Here is a 14579-nt window from a genome sequence, read left to right as displayed (position 1 = left end):
AGAAACGTCTTTGGCAAGACTCTTGTAGATTGCTTTTGTAAGGGTGTTTGCTTTATGTGCGCTTGGGCGAAGCTGTGTTTTGAAAAGCCACTGATTATAGCGTGCGGGCGCCAGTTTTAGCTTGCACTCAAGCCAGTTATGCGCGAACCAGTGTGCTGGCATACAGGCAGATGGCAGCAGCAGCCGCGACATTGAGCGACTCCTCGCCACCGGGCTGGTCTATGCGCACCTTCAGGCTAGCGCGCTCCATCAGGTGGTCGCCAACGCCCTGCCCTTCGTGGCCCATGGCCCAGGCGCAGGGCATGGGAATCGGCTGCTGGTGCAGAAAGTTGCCATGGTGCGAACTGGTGACAACGATGGGAATCGTCAAGTCGGCCAGCACCTCGGGTGCCACACCCTCGACCAGGCGCAAGGCAAAGTGCGCGCCCATGCCGGCACGCAGCACCTTGGGCGACCAGAGCGCGGCCGTGCCCTTGAGCGCAATGATCTGGCTAAAACCGAAGGCCGCCGCGCTGCGCAAAATGGAACCCACGTTGCCCGCGTCCTGCACCCGGTCCAGAATCACCGAGGCCGCATCGGGCAACAAGGCCGGCGCGCCCGGCAGCTCCAGCACAAAACCCATGCGTGCGGGCGACTCCAGGCCGCTGATTTCCGGCAGCAGCGCATCGGAAATGACTATGTTTTTAGTAGCTACCTGCGTCCATTCTGTGGGCGCCAGAGGCCAAAAAGACTCTGAAAAAATGGCCACAGCAGGCTTCAAGCCACGAGCCAGTGCCGCGCGGCAAAGATGATCACCCTCCAGCCAGACCCGGCCCTGCTTGCGATAAGCCGTGCTGTCTTGCGACAGCTTGCGCAAGTCCTTGATGAAGGCGTTGTCGCGCGAAGAAATATGCGTGACGGGCACTGAAAATTCATGGCTCATGGCAATACCGCCGCAACAGGAGAAAACGAGCGACGGTGCTGGGGGCAGGCACCGTGTTCACGCAGGGCGGCCAGATGCGCGGCCGTGCCATAACCCTTGTGGCCGGCAAAACCATATTGCGGATACTCCAGGTGGAACTCGGCGCACCAGCGATCGCGCGAGACCTTGGCCAGAATCGAAGCGGCCGAAATCGACTGCACCAGCGCATCGCCCTTAACAATGGCTTCGGCCAGGATATCCAGCGACGGCAGCCGGTTGCCGTCCACCAGTACCTTATTGGGCTTGAGTCGCAAGCCCTCTACCGCCCGCTTCATGGCCAGCATGGTGGCCTGCAAAATATTCAGCCGGTCAATTTCCTCGACGCTGGCCATGGCCACAGAGCAGCACAGCGCCTTAGCGCGGATTTCGTCATAAAGTTTTTCACGCTTGAGGGCCGTGAGTTTTTTGGAGTCGGCCAGCCCAGCGATGGGATTCAACTCATCAAGAATGACGGCGGCGGCCACCACCGGCCCGGCCAGGGGGCCACGTCCGGCCTCATCAACACCGGCTATCAGTCCGGGCACATCCCAGGACAAAGCCGTTTGTTCAGGCTTGGAGAATTTTTTGGATCGCATCACTTGCTAATTGAGAGGTATCGCGCCGCAACTCGGCATGCAGCTGGGTGAATCGTTGTTGAACCGCGGCTATTTTGTCGGGCGCCGAGGACTTGGCCTCTATCCATTGCAGCAGCGCATCTGCCAGCGCCGCGGGCGTGGCCGCATCCTGCAGCAATTCGGGCACGACAAACTCACCACAAAGAATATTCGGCAAGCCCACCCAGGGCTGCAGCTGCTTGCGCCTCATGATCTGCCACGACAGCCAGGTCATGTTGTAGGCAATCACCATGGGGCGCTTGAACAGGGCCGCTTCCAGCGTGGCCGTGCCACTGGCAATCAGGGTCAGGTCGCACGCGGCCAGCACGGTATGCGACTGGCCTTCGACGATCTGCAGGTCAGCGCGCACACCAGCCTTATCGGCCAACTGCTCTATCCACAGCTTCAGCGCGGGAACCGCAGGGACTACAAACTTGATAGCAGGCTGCGCCCCCTTGACAAGGGCTGCAGCCTTAAAGAAGCGCATTGCCAGATTCTGGATTTCGGATTTTCGGCTGCCCGGCAGGATGGCCACCACCGTATCTTCGTCCTGCAGGCCCAGCCGCCGCCTGGCCGCAGCCCGGTCCGACTCCATGGGAATAACGCTGGCCAGCGGATGGCCGACATAGGTCGCCGCTATCCCGTGCGAGGCCAGCAAGGCCGGCTCAAAGGGAAAAATACACAGCACGTGATCCACGCTGCGCCTGATTTTTTCGACCCTATCGGCGCGCCAGGCCCAGATAGAAGGGCAGACAAAATGCACGGTCTTGATGCCTTGGGCCTTTAGCGCGGCCTCCAGATCAAGATTGAAATCGGGTGCATCGACACCAATGAAAACATCGGGCCGCATCCCGGCTTGGTCAAGCAAACGCTTTTTCAACTGTTCGCGTATGCCGACGATTTCACGATAACGGCGCAGCACGTCCAGACCATAACCGTGCACCGCCAGCTTCTCGCTGGGCCACCAGGCCCGAAAACCCCGGCGCATCATCTGCGGCCCGCCTATACCGACAGAGGCCAAGGCCGGCCAGCGCGCCTTCAGGCCATCGAGCAGCAAACCCGCCAGCAAATCGCCCGAGGTTTCACCCGCGACCATGGCCACGCTGGGAGCTGCTTGAAGTTCTGGCTTGTCGGCACCAGCCTCTCCACGGCTGGGCAGAGAGTTTGGCTGCACAGACATGGACACCTAGCGGACGATACCGCGCTGGGGCGAGGTTCGCTCTAAAAAAGAGAGCATCATATGCACATCCGGCGCGGATTCCGGATAGGTTTCCGACAAGCCGGCAATGCGTTTCTGGGCCTGTTCCAGCGTCAGATCCTCGCGGTACAAAGCCTTGTGCATGGCCTTGACGGCGGAAATCCGCTCGGGCGAAAAGCCCCGGCGCCGCAGCCCTTCGAAGTTCATGCTCCGCGCCGCGGCCGGTTGGCCTTGCGACATGACGAAAGGCGGCAAATCGGCAAACAGCAAGGCGCACATCGCCGTCATGCTGTGCGCGCCCAGCCTGACAAACTGGTGCACAACGGTGAACCCGCCCAGAATGACCCAGTCGCCCACCTGTACGTGACCGGCCAATTGGGTGTTGTTGGCAAAAATCGTGTGATTGCCCACCACGCAGTCATGCGCCAGATGGACGTAGGCCATGATCCAGTTGTCATCACCCACTCGGGTCACGCCGTTGTCACCCGGCGAGCCGATATTAAAGGTGCAGAACTCGCGAATGGTATTGCGGTCACCAATCACCAGCTCGCAGGGCTCGCCCGCATATTTTTTGTCTTGCGGAATGGCACCAAGCGAGTTGAACTGGAAAATGCGGTTGTCGCGGCCAATCGTGGTGTGGCCCTCGATCACGCAGTGGGCGCCAATCGTGGTGCCCGCCCCCACCTTCACATGCGGTCCAATGACGGTGTAAGGTCCAACACTGACCGTGCTGTCAAGCTGGGCCAGAGGATCAATCAGCGCCGTGGCATGAATGCCGGGCGCAGCGACTTGCAAGCTCATGGCATCAAGCTCAGGCAATGGTGCGCATGGTGCACATCAGTTCAGCCTCGCAAACCACATGCTCGCCGACACGGGTCACGCCCTTGAACTTGAAAATGCCGGCCTTCATGCGATCCAGCGTCACATCCATGATCAGCTGATCGCCAGGTCCCACCGGGCGCTTGAAACGGGCGCCATCAATGCCGGCAAAGTAGTACACCGTCTTGTCGTCAGGGGTTACGCCCAATGTATTGAAGGCCAACAAGGCCGCAGCCTGCGCCATGGCCTCCAGCATCAACACGCCAGGCATCACGGGATGGTGAGGAAAGTGGCCGGTGAAAAACGGCTCGTTGATCGTGACATTTTTAAGCGCCTTGATGCGCTTACCAGTTTCGATTTCCAGCACGCGATCGACCAGCAAAATGGGGTAGCGGTGTGGCAAGGCCTTGAGAATTTGGTGAATATCCATCATGATTTTTCTTTGAATGTGCCCTGGTCGCGTGCCAGGGTCTTTTCAGTCTGTTTGAGCCTTTCGCGCAAGCTGTGCAGTTGCTTGAGCGTGGCAGCATTTTTTTCCCAGGCCGCATTGTCGTCGATGGGAAACAGGCCGGTATAGTGCCCGGGCTTCGAAATGGAGCGCGTCACCACGGAGGCCGCCGAAACATGCACATGATCTGCCAGGCTCAAATGGCCCAGCACAATAGCGCCGCCACCTACCGTGCAATGTGCGCCAATCGTGGCGCTACCGGCCACGCCGGCGCAACCTGCCATGGCACTGTGCCGACCTATACGCACGTTATGACCTATTTGCACGAGGTTATCAAGCTTGACGCCATCCTCCAGCACGGTGTCTTGCAAGGCGCCACGATCAATACAGGTGTTGGCGCCAATTTCCACGTCGTTGCCAATTTGCACCGCGCCAAGCTGCTCTATCTTTACCCATTCACCATCGTGCGGCGCAAAGCCAAAACCATCCGCACCGATCACCGCTCCCGGATGAATCAGGCAGCGCTCACCGACACGGCAACCATAGGCCACGGTGACCCGCGCCGAGAGGCGGCTGCCCGCGCCAATGACGACATCCCGCCCAATGACGCAATGCTCGGCGATCTGCGCTCCCTCACCGATCACGGCACCCGCAGCAATGCAGGCAAACGCACCGACGGAAACACCGGGGGCCAGGATGGCGCCGGGATCGATATAGGCAGCGGGATGGAGGGACGGCGCGGGCGCCGGGACAAGTCGCGCTTTCCAGAGCTGAGTGATCAGTGCAAAGTAGTGATAGGGGTCGTCGACCACGATGCAGGGACCACGGCTCAGGGCAGCTTCGCGGGCAGCCGGCCCCACCACCACGCAAGCTGCGCCCGATTGGGCAAGCTTGCCAAGGTATTTGGGGTGGCTAAGAAAACTCAGATCCTGGGGGCCGGCGGCCTCCAGGGTCGACAGGCCCTGGATTAGCAGCTCGGGGTCACCCAGCAACTCAGCCTGGGCCTTGCCCGCCAGGGACTGGACAATATCGACCAGACGAAGTGTCACACTGCGCCTGCCATGTCTAGAGGGATGCTGCTGCGCACACCCTGAATTAACGGGCAGCGTTCAGCGCTTTGATCACCTTGTCGGTGATGTCATGCTTGGGGTTGACATAGACCGACTCCTGCAGAATCAGGTCGTATTTCTCGGTTTCTGCGAGCGTCTTCACCACTTTATTCGCGCGCTCGATGACCTGCTGCAGCTCCTCGTTTTTACGGGTGCTCAGGTCCTCCTGAAACTCGCGGCGCTTGGTCTGGAAAATTCGATCCTGATCAACCAGTTGGCGCTGACGCACGATACGCTGACTTTCTGCCAGCGTAGGTGCTTCGCGCTCAAACTTGTCGGATTGAGCTTTCAACTGACTGGCAAGATCAGCAAGCTCTTTTTCGCGCTTGCTGAATTCCTGCTCCAGCTTGGTCTGTGCAGTCTTGGCCGAGTTGGCTTCGCGGAAAATCCGATCCAGATTCACCACTCCAACCTTGAACTCCTGCGCGCTGACAGTAAACCCGGCCAATGCAATAGCGAGGCCGACGAGGATTTTGCTTGAATAATGCTTCATTAGAATGATGTACCAATTTGGAATTGCAACCGCTCTATTCTATCGGTTGACTGTTTACGTATAGGTACCGCATAGGCGATACGAAGAGGCCCCACCGGGGAAATCCAGCTAATACCAAGGCCAGTCGAGACACGCAAGCCATCGGGGCCATTCAGCTTGTAACTTTCCTTGAACACGTTACCTGCATCGACAAAACCGTAAATTCGCAGTGTCCGGTCATTACCCGCGCCCGGAAACGGGGCAACCAGTTCGGCATTCAGCGTCAGCTTCTTGGGCGCACCAGTTGCCAGATCCGACGTGTCACGAGGCCCTAGCGAACTCTGCTCAAAACCACGCACAGAGCCCAGGCCGCCCGAATAGTAGTTCTTAAAAAGCGGGTAAGGCTGGCCGCTCAGGCCTTTACCCCAGCCCAATTCGCCATTCAGGGCGATGGTGAATTGCTTGTTGAGCGGAATGTACTGCTGGATCTGGTAATTAACCCGCACAAATTTAATGTCACCGGCCACACCCCAATCGCCATAAACACGCTGATAGCGCCCCGAGGTAGGCACCAAAGCACTATCCCTGGTATCGCGCGACCAGCCTACGGTCAGGGGAATGGAGCTACTGGTGTAACCAAACTGATTCGCATAATCTAAATAGCTGACAGGCAAAAGCGTACCTGGCACGATTGTCAGACGTTCGTAGCCGCTGCCGAAATAAACCGTGTCAGTTTCAGTAAAAGGTACGCCAAAACGAATACTGGCGCCGCGCGTTTTCAATTTGTAGTCACCGCCCTGCCCCGTCAATGGCGAGGAGGTACGGTCGTAAACATCAATGCTGCGGGAAATACCGTCGGCCGTGAAATAAGGATCAATCGTGCTCAAGACAAGCTGGCGATTGGATTTGCTGGTGTTGACGTCAATACCCAGATAGTTACCCGAGCCGAAAACATTTTCCTGCTTGATGCCAAACATCAGGGAGACGCTGTCGGCGCTAGAGTAACCGGCGCCCAGTTGCAAGTTGCCGGTAGGTTTTTCAACCACATTGACTGTCACGTCAACCTGGTCCGCCGTACCAGTGACCTCTTGCGTGTCCATGCTGACTTCATTAAAGAATCCGAGACGGTCAACACGGTCGCGCGAAAGGCGAATCTTGTCGCCGTCATACCAGGATGACTCAAACTGGCGGAACTCCCGGCGCACAACCTCGTCACGCGTGCGATTGTTACCGGCCACGTTGATACGCCGCACATAAGCCCGGCGCGAGGGCTCTGCCTGCAACACAAAAGCCACCCGATTATTGGCCCGGTCAATTTCCGGGGTGACTTCGACCTTGGCGAAAGCAAAGCCAAAAGTGCCAAAGTAATCGGAGAAGGCCTTGGTTGTTTCGGCCACCGCATCGGCGTTATAAGCCTCACCTGGCTTGATGGTCACCAAGGACTTGAACTCCTCTTCCTTACCCAGGTAATTTCCCTCAAGCTTGACGCCCGATACGATAAAGCGCTCACCCTCGGTGACGTTCAGCGTGATCGCAATGCTCTGCTTGTCAGGCGATATTGCCACCTGGGTCGAGTCAATCTTGAACTCAAGATAGCCACGCGACAGGTAGTAGGAGCGCAGCGTTTCGATATCCGCATTGAGCTTGGCTCGGGAATAGCGGTCAGACTTGGTGTACCAGCTGAGCCAGCCGCCGGTATCCAGATCGAACAGGTTCAGCAAGGTTGACTCGCTGAATGCCTTGTTGCCGGTGATGTGGATTTCCTTGATTTTGGCGACATCGCCTTCTACAACGCTAAAAGTCAGATTGACCCGGTTGCGCTCTATCGGTGTCACGGTGGTGATCACCTCAACGCCATAAAGACTCTTGTTGATGTACTGGCGCTTGAGCTCTTGCTCTGCCTTGTCGGCCAGCGCCTTGTCAAAGGGTTGGCCGTCCGCGATGCCAACCTCGCGAAGCGCCTTCTTCAGCGCCTCCTTGTCGAATTCCTTGGTACCGACAAAATCCACATCGGCGACGGTAGGACGCTCCTCGACAATGACCACCAGCACGTCGCCACTGACTTCAAGCCGTACGTCCTTGAACAAACCCAGGCCGAACAAGGCACGAATTGCCGTCGAACCCTTGTCATCGTTATAGGTTTCACCCACACGAAATGGCAGCGATGCAAAAATTGTTCCGGGCTCGACGCGTTGCAAGCCCTCTACCCGTATGTCACGAACCGTGAAAGGATCAACGGCCCAAGCTGAATTGACTAAAAACAAACCGGCGGCGATAGCGCTGACTGCACGAATTTTGAATCGATTGAATTGCTTTTGCATGAATTGTTGGAGTTAGCCCACAAGCCGGGTGACATCATTGAAGAGGGCAATACACATCATGCCCAGCAGGATCGCAACGCCTGCGCGCTGCAACCGGTCCATCCAGACGTCAGACACGCCTCGGCCGGTGATCCACTCCCAAAGATAATACATCAGGTGCCCACCGTCCAGAACTGGCAGCGGCAGTAAATTCAGCACACCCAGACTCACGCTGATCAAAGCCAAAAACACCAGATATGAAGACCAGCCCAGACTGGCCGATTTACCAGCGTAATCGGCAATGGTCAAAGGGCCGCTCAGATTCTTCAGCGAGGCTTCGCCGATGAGCATTTTTCCCATCATCTTGAGCGTCAGAACGGAGACCTCCCAGGTCTTGATACCGCCCTGCCATAAGCCCTCAAAGAGGCCGTAACGCACCGTCACGAACTCTGGCAGCGCGCCCACATAAGCGCCAATGCGCGCCACGGCCAACCCGCCTTCCTGCTTGAGCTCAGGAGTGACCTGTAGAACCAAGGGCTGGCCTGCGCGCAAGACCTGCCAGCTTTGCGCGGCCATGGCAGTGGCGCTTGCACCTGGCGAATGCGCAGAAGCGCGTATGACTTCACGCAACTGCTGACCATCGACGATAGCGGTATCACCCACGCGCCTGACCACATCGCCCGCACGCAAACCCGCTTTTTCTGCCGCACTGCCCGCCATGACCTCGCCCATCACGGGCTGAGTCCAGGGCCCAAGAATGCCGATCTTCCTGAATAACTGGGCATCGGCTTCCGCGCTACCCAATTTGCCAAGCTCCAGCAGAACCGGTCGCGCAGAGCGATCCGAGTCACCTTGCACCATGAGCGTCAGATTGCGGCCATCCAGCGCAGCCTGTGTCAGCCGCCAGCGCAGATCTTCAAAAGAACGGACGGGCTGCAGTGCCTCACCCTCGAAAGCCGCCTGCTGGACGGTTTCCTGCCCGCGCAGGCCGGCTTGCTCGGCGACAGAGCCTGCGACTGGGCTGGCCAGAATCGCCTTGGGCTCCTGCATGCCGCTCCAGTTGACGATGGCATAGAGCAGTACCGCCAGCAACAAGTTGGCCAGGGGGCCTGCGGCCACAACTGCCGCACGATACTTTAATGGCTGGGTATTGAAGGCCAGATGACGCTCACTGGGATCCACCGGCGCCTCGCGCTCGTCCAGCATCTTGACGTAGCCGCCCAGCGGCAGCATGCCGATCGAGAATTCGGTGGGTTTATTCTTCAACCGCCAGCTATAGAGCGGTTTGCCAAAACCTATGGAGAACTTCAGCACCTTGATACCGCAAGCCACCGCCACCCGGTAATGGCCGTATTCATGCACGGCGATCAGTATGCCCAGGGTCACGACGAAGGAAAGCAGTGTCAGCATGTCACATCTCCAGGCGGTCGGCTATTTGAGCGGCCACGAGGCGGACCCTTGCATCCAGCGCAAGCAAACCTTCGATATCGTTCACCTCGGAAAGCGCTACGGCGTCCAAGCTTGCCTGGTTGACATGATGAATATGGTCAAAGCGGATGCGCTTGTCCAAGAAAGCCGCCACGGCCACCTCATTGGCGGCGTTCAGCACCACCGTGCTGCCCGCAGGCCCATCCAGTACCTGCCAGGCCAGCGACAGGCCAGGAAAGCGGACCTTATCGGCAACCTCAAACGTCATATTGGCCAGTGAGGTGAAATCCAGCGCCTTGGCGCCAGAAGTGATCCGCTCCGGCCAAGCCAGGCCATAAGCGATGGGCACCCGCATATCCGGGGTTCCGAGTTGCGCCACCACCGACGTGTCGCGGTACTGCACCATGGAGTGGATGATGCTTTGCGGATGAATCACCACTTCGATTTGTTGCGGCCTCAGGCCAAAGAGATACTTGGCCTCTATGACCTCCAGGGCCTTGTTCATCATGGTGGCCGAATCGACGGAAATTTTGCGCCCCATGACCCAATTCGGATGGGCGCAAGCCTCATCGGGCGTGACATGGCGCAGGCTGGCCGGCTCACGCGTACGAAACGGCCCGCCCGAGGCGGTCAGGATGATTTTTTCAATGCGCTGATCCCACGTTGCAGGATCGTCGGGCAGGGACTGGAAAATAGCCGAATGCTCGCTGTCAATCGGCAGCAGCTGCGCACCGCCCTGATGCACGGCCCGCATGAACACGTCGCCGCCCACCACCAGCGCCTCTTTGTTGGCCAGCAGCAGGCGCTTGCCCGCCCGGGCTGCCGCCATGCAGGGCGGCAAACCAGCGGCCCCCACGATAGCTGCCATCACGGTGTCCACGAGCTCGTGAGACGCTATCATTTCAAGAGCATCTTGCGCCCATAGCACCTGCGTAACAAGCCCGTTTTGCTTGATTTTTTCAGCCAGCAGGCGAGCCTGCGGCTCCTTCACCATCACCGCATACTGCGGCTTGAACTGTGCGCACTGCGCCAACATCAGGTCGACCTGGGTCGCAGCACTGAGCGCAAATACCTCAAAGCGCTCGGGATGACGGGCCATCACATCCAGCGTGTTGACGCCTATGGAGCCGGTAGAGCCCAAAACCGTCACACGCTGCTTCTTGATCGACATGCAATAACCCCAGAAAAAACTAAAAAGAAGCCAGCATCATGGCCAGCGGCAAGGTAGGCAGCAAAGCATCCACCCGATCCAGCACCCCGCCATGACCGGGCAACAGGCCGCTGGAGTCCTTCACCCCTGCACTGCGCTTGATCAGCGACTCGACCAGATCGCCCACTACACTCATGGCAGCCAGAAAGACAACCGCCAACAGCATCACGACCATGCCATGGTGCTGGGCCAGCCGGCTGTAAAGCGTTTCACCGCCCAAAACCACCCAGCTCAGCGACAGCAGCAGCACACCAGCCATCCCGCCCCATACCCCTTCCCAGCTTTTGCCAGGGCTGATGGAGGGCGCCAGCTTGCCCTTGCTGAGTCGACCGCCGAAAGCGCGCCCGGCAAAATAGGCAAAAATATCGGCCACCCAGACCAGCAGCAGCAGCGACAGCAAGAATTGCACGCCGATCACACGGGCCTGCGCCACGGCCAGCCAGGCCAGCCACAACACCAGCAGGCCGCCCAGCAAGCGCAAGATTTTTGGGATGCGCGGCCAGCCAGCCACGCCATTGCGCAGCAGCCAGCCACCGGCCAGCACCCAGACCACACCGGCCACGGCCCAGAGCAAAGGTAGCGGCTTTTCAAGCAGGCCGGCGTACCAGGACAGGCCGCAGGCCAGCACGCAAACCGCTGCAAGCCCGACCGAGCCCATGGACCCAAGGCTATTCAGGCGACCCCATTCCCAGGCGCCCGCAGCCATCAGCAGCAAAGCCAGAGCGGTGAAAGGCATGGGAGTCTTGTAAAACAAGGCTGGCAACAAAATCGCCAGCAATACGACGGCCGTTATCACGCGCTGTTTAAGCATCAGGCAACCTTGGAGTTTGGGTTGTTGTCAGGCCCCGCCACCTGGGCCGAAGTCTGACCAAAGCGGCGCTCGCGGGTGCGGAACACCGCAATTGCGGCATCCAGTTCGCTATCGTCAAATTCGGGCCACAGCTTGTCGGAGAAATACAGCTCCGAATAGGCCAGCTGCCAAAGCAGGAAATTGCTGATGCGCAATTCACCACCGGTACGAATCAGCAAATCGGGGTCAGGCACATGCGCCAAGGCCATGGCCCGGTCCAGCGACAACTCGGTGATGGCCTCGCCCTGGCTGGCCAGCTTTTGTGCCGCCTGGGCGATATCCCAGCGTCCGCCGTAGTTGAAGCAGATATTTAAAACCAAGCGCTGGTTAGCGGCGGTACTACGTTCGGCCTGCATCAAGCCGCGCTGCACTTTTTCGGAAAACCGCAAGCGATCGCCGACAAAATGAAGCCGAACACCATTGCCGCTCAGACTGGACACTTCGCGCGACAGGGATAGCAGCAGCAGATCCATCAAGCCAGACACCTCATCGGAGGGTCGATTCCAGTTTTCGGAGGAAAACGCGAACACCGTCAGGACAGCAATGCCGCGCTCCAGGCAAGCCCGGACGCAGCGATTGAGCGCATCGACTCCTTGCTTATGACCGGCAATACGAGGCAAATAGCGCTTGGTGGCCCAACGGCCGTTGCCATCCATGACGATGGCAACATGCTTAGGAACGATGGGAGTTGTAGTGGCCATGGTCTATTCAGGCCAGCGGCGCGGCAGTTTTCTCAAACCGCCATGATGTCTTGTTCCTTGCTGGCGACCAGTTTGTCCACCTCAGCAATGAAACGATCCGTAAACTTCTGGATCTCGTCCTGCGAACGGCGCTCGTCATCTTCGGACGCCAGCTTGTCCTTGACCAGCTTCTTGATGCCGTCATTGGCATCACGACGCAGGTTTCGAATCGCCACCTTGGCATGCTCGCCCTCGGAGCGAACCACCTTGGTGAGCTCCTTGCGGCGCTCCTCTGTCATGGCCGGCATGGGGACGCGGATCAGGTCGCCCTGAGAGGCCGGATTCAGACCCAGATCAGAGTCGCGAATCGCCTTTTCGATTTTGGCGCCCATGCCTTTTTCCCAAGGCGAGACGCTGATGGTGCGCGCATCCAGCAGTGCCACATTGGCCACCTGGCTGATGGGCACCATGGAGCCGTAATAGTCCACCTGCACGGTATCCAGCAACCCGGGGTTGGCGCGACCCGTGCGAATCTTTGTCAACCCGTTCTTGAACGAATCGATCGACTGCTGCATTTTTTGCGTCGCCTGCTGCTTGATCTCAACAATACTCATGGTCGAATCTCCTGATGATTTGGTGCAAAGAAATGCCTGCCTTGCACAAGATGCGGCCCCGTGCCAAGACAGGGGCCTCGTGGCCAACTCAGACGTGAACCAGGGTTCCCTCGTCCTCGCCCTGCACCACGCGCTTGAGCGCACCATGCTTGAAAATGCTAAAGACCTTGAGCGGTAGCTTCTGGTCACGGCACAACGCAAACGCTGTCGCATCCATGACCTCGAGATTGCGGCCCATGGCTTCATCAAAAGTAATGCTGGTATAGCGCGTGGCCGTCGGATCCTTCTTGGGATCTGCGCTGTACACGCCATCTACCTTGGTCGCCTTGAGGACGATTTCGGCACCGATTTCAGCGCCGCGCAAGGCTGCAGCCGTGTCGGTGGTGAAGAAAGGATTGCCAGTGCCAGCCGCAAAAATAACGACCTTGCCCTCTTCCAGATACTGCAGGGCCTTGGGCCGGACATAAGGCTCGACCACGCGCTCGATGGCGATGGCCGACATGACACGGGCAATCAGCCCGGCCTTGTCCATGGTGTCACCCAGGGCCAGCGCATTCATCACGGTGGCCAGCATGCCCATGTAATCGGCCGTGGCCCGGTCCATACCGACAGAACCACCGGCCACACCACGAAAGATGTTGCCGCCGCCAATCACCACCGCCACCTCGACACCCATGCGGGTGACCTCGGCGATTTCTTCCACCATGCGCACAATGGTGGCGCGGTTGATGCCAAAGGCATCATCCCCCATCAAGGCCTCACCTGACAGTTTTAACAAGATCCGCTTGTAGGCTGGCATGTGAGAGCTTTCGTGGTTGTGTTGGTTGTGAAGTTTAGCGGCCTTCCGGCTGGACTGAAATGCTTACGCAGACTTGGCTGCGGCGACCTGGGCGGCAACTTCGGCAGCGAAGTCGTCGACCTTTTTCTCAATGCCCTCGCCCACCACGAACAGCGTGAAGGACTTGACCTTGGTGGCCTTTTCTTTAAGCATTTGCTCAACCGTTTGCTTGTCGTTCTTGACAAAGGTCTGGTTGTTCAGGCTGACTTCCTTCAGGTACTTCTGAACGCCGCCTTCGATGCGCTTGGCAACGATTTCATCGGACTGAACCGGCTTGCCAGCAGCTTGCGCCACGGCAGCATCTTCAGCCGCCTTTGCAGCTGCCACCGAACGCTCTTTGGCGACCAGCTCAGCAGGCACGTCGGCGCTGGACAGAGCCACAGGCTTCATCGCTGCCACATGCATGGCCACATCTTTGGCTGCCGCTTCGTCGCCCTCAAACTCAACGACCACGCCGATACGCGTGCCGTGCAAGTAAGAAGCCACAGAGCCGCCAGCGAAACGCTTGAAGCGACGAATGCTCATGTTCTCGCCGATCTTGCCGATCAGACCCTTGCGCACGTCTTCCAGCGTCGGGCCAAAACCTTCCATGGCCAGCGGCAGGCCACCAACGGCCTCCACATCGGCGGGATTGTGCTTAACGATGCTTTCAGCGACTGCATTGGCAAAAGCCAGGAAGCTGTCGTTCTTCGTCACGAAGTCGGTTTCGCAGTTGATTTCGACCAGCGCGGCGACATCGCCTTCGCGAGCCAGCGTCACAACGCCTTCAGCGGTCACGCGGGAAGCAGCCTTGCCGGCCTTGCTACCGAGTTTCACTCGCAAAATTTCTTCGGCTTTTTCAAAGTTGCCTTCGGCCTCGGTCAGTGCCTTCTTGCACTCCATCATGGGGGCGTCGGTCTTGGCGCGCAGTTCAGCGACCATGCTTGCAGTAATTGCCATTTTTGATTCTCCGTTTGTCGTGTTGACTTCAAGATGCGCTAGCGTTACGCATCTTTCATATCGTTAACTTGTGAAAAAGGGGCTACGCGAGCCCCTTTTTCGCGTCTGGCGCAGCGCCGA

At 58.5% G+C, this 14579-nt stretch carries 15 protein-coding genes; all 15 read right to left on the bottom strand.

Features of this window, described 5'->3' with window-relative positions; all coding sequences use genetic code 11:
* Positions 1 to 136: 136 nt before the first annotated feature.
* The 15 genes from BM160_RS07825 to tsf all read right to left on the bottom strand — a co-directional run bounded on the left by BM160_RS07825 (position 137) and on the right by tsf (position 14459).
* A complete protein-coding gene (locus tag BM160_RS07825; protein WP_092003089.1) occupies positions 137 to 922 on the bottom strand; it encodes a TrmH family RNA methyltransferase in 786 nt (261 codons plus the stop codon).
* Positions 919 to 1536, bottom strand: coding sequence for a ribonuclease HII (gene rnhB, locus BM160_RS07820; RefSeq protein WP_092003086.1), 618 nt, complete (start codon positions 1534 to 1536; stop codon positions 919 to 921). Before rnhB ends, BM160_RS07825 begins: the two co-directional genes overlap by 4 nt.
* Positions 1508 to 2650: a lipid-A-disaccharide synthase gene (gene lpxB / locus BM160_RS07815; protein ID WP_092003085.1), complete on the bottom strand. Its 1143-nt coding sequence runs from the start codon at positions 2648 to 2650 to the stop codon at positions 1508 to 1510. Before lpxB ends, rnhB begins: the two co-directional genes overlap by 29 nt.
* 90 nt (positions 2651 to 2740) lie before the next feature.
* Positions 2741 to 3553 (bottom strand): acyl-ACP--UDP-N-acetylglucosamine O-acyltransferase, encoded by an 813-nt coding sequence (gene lpxA / locus BM160_RS07810; RefSeq protein WP_092003212.1) that lies wholly within the window; start codon positions 3551 to 3553, stop codon positions 2741 to 2743.
* A 10-nt stretch (positions 3554 to 3563) separates the two neighbouring features.
* Positions 3564 to 4004: a 3-hydroxyacyl-ACP dehydratase FabZ gene (gene fabZ / locus BM160_RS07805; RefSeq protein WP_092003082.1), complete on the bottom strand. Its 441-nt coding sequence runs from the start codon at positions 4002 to 4004 to the stop codon at positions 3564 to 3566.
* Positions 4001 to 5068, bottom strand: coding sequence for a UDP-3-O-(3-hydroxymyristoyl)glucosamine N-acyltransferase (lpxD, locus tag BM160_RS07800; RefSeq protein WP_092003079.1), 1068 nt, complete (start codon positions 5066 to 5068; stop codon positions 4001 to 4003). Before lpxD ends, fabZ begins: the two co-directional genes overlap by 4 nt.
* Before the next feature lie 46 nt (positions 5069 to 5114).
* The gene (locus BM160_RS07795; RefSeq protein ID WP_092003076.1) at positions 5115 to 5621 is read right to left on the bottom strand and encodes an OmpH/Skp family outer membrane protein; all 507 of its coding nucleotides are present in this window, start codon (positions 5619 to 5621) and stop codon (positions 5115 to 5117) included.
* On the bottom strand, positions 5621 to 7921 hold the full coding sequence (gene bamA, locus BM160_RS07790; RefSeq protein WP_092003074.1) for an outer membrane protein assembly factor BamA: 2301 nt from the start codon (positions 7919 to 7921) through the stop codon (positions 5621 to 5623). The genes BM160_RS07795 and bamA overlap by 1 nt, the downstream gene beginning before the upstream one ends.
* 12 nt (positions 7922 to 7933) lie before the next feature.
* Positions 7934 to 9310, bottom strand: a complete 1377-nt coding sequence (rseP, locus tag BM160_RS07785; RefSeq protein WP_092003071.1) for an RIP metalloprotease RseP — start codon at positions 9308 to 9310, stop codon at positions 7934 to 7936.
* Between the two features lies 1 nt (position 9311).
* Positions 9312 to 10499 carry a 1-deoxy-D-xylulose-5-phosphate reductoisomerase gene (ispC, locus tag BM160_RS07780; protein WP_092003068.1) on the bottom strand — a complete coding sequence of 396 codons (1188 nt, stop codon included), beginning with the start codon at positions 10497 to 10499 and terminating at the stop codon, positions 9312 to 9314.
* Between the two features lie 19 nt (positions 10500 to 10518).
* Complete coding sequence (locus tag BM160_RS07775) at positions 10519 to 11349, bottom strand: phosphatidate cytidylyltransferase (protein WP_092003065.1); 831 nt, start codon at positions 11347 to 11349, stop codon at positions 10519 to 10521.
* On the bottom strand, positions 11349 to 12089 hold the full coding sequence (gene uppS / locus BM160_RS07770) for a polyprenyl diphosphate synthase (RefSeq protein ID WP_092003062.1): 741 nt from the start codon (positions 12087 to 12089) through the stop codon (positions 11349 to 11351). Before uppS ends, BM160_RS07775 begins: the two co-directional genes overlap by 1 nt.
* A gap of 32 nt (positions 12090 to 12121) precedes the next feature.
* Positions 12122 to 12682, bottom strand: a complete 561-nt coding sequence (frr, locus tag BM160_RS07765; protein ID WP_092003059.1) for a ribosome recycling factor — start codon at positions 12680 to 12682, stop codon at positions 12122 to 12124.
* 88 nt (positions 12683 to 12770) lie between these two features.
* A complete protein-coding gene (gene pyrH, locus BM160_RS07760) occupies positions 12771 to 13481 on the bottom strand; it encodes a UMP kinase (RefSeq protein WP_092003056.1) in 711 nt (236 codons plus the stop codon).
* 63 nt (positions 13482 to 13544) lie between these two features.
* Entirely contained in the window at positions 13545 to 14459 is a 915-nt protein-coding gene (gene tsf / locus BM160_RS07755) for a translation elongation factor Ts (protein ID WP_092003053.1), read from the bottom strand.
* Positions 14460 to 14579 lie beyond the last annotated feature (120 nt).

The sequence above is a fragment of the Polaromonas sp. OV174 genome, assembly GCF_900112285.1.
Lineage (GTDB): Bacteria > Pseudomonadota > Gammaproteobacteria > Burkholderiales > Burkholderiaceae_C > Polaromonas.
The sequence above is the reverse complement of the archived record's forward strand: the minus strand, read 5'-3'. Positions and strand labels throughout refer to the sequence as shown.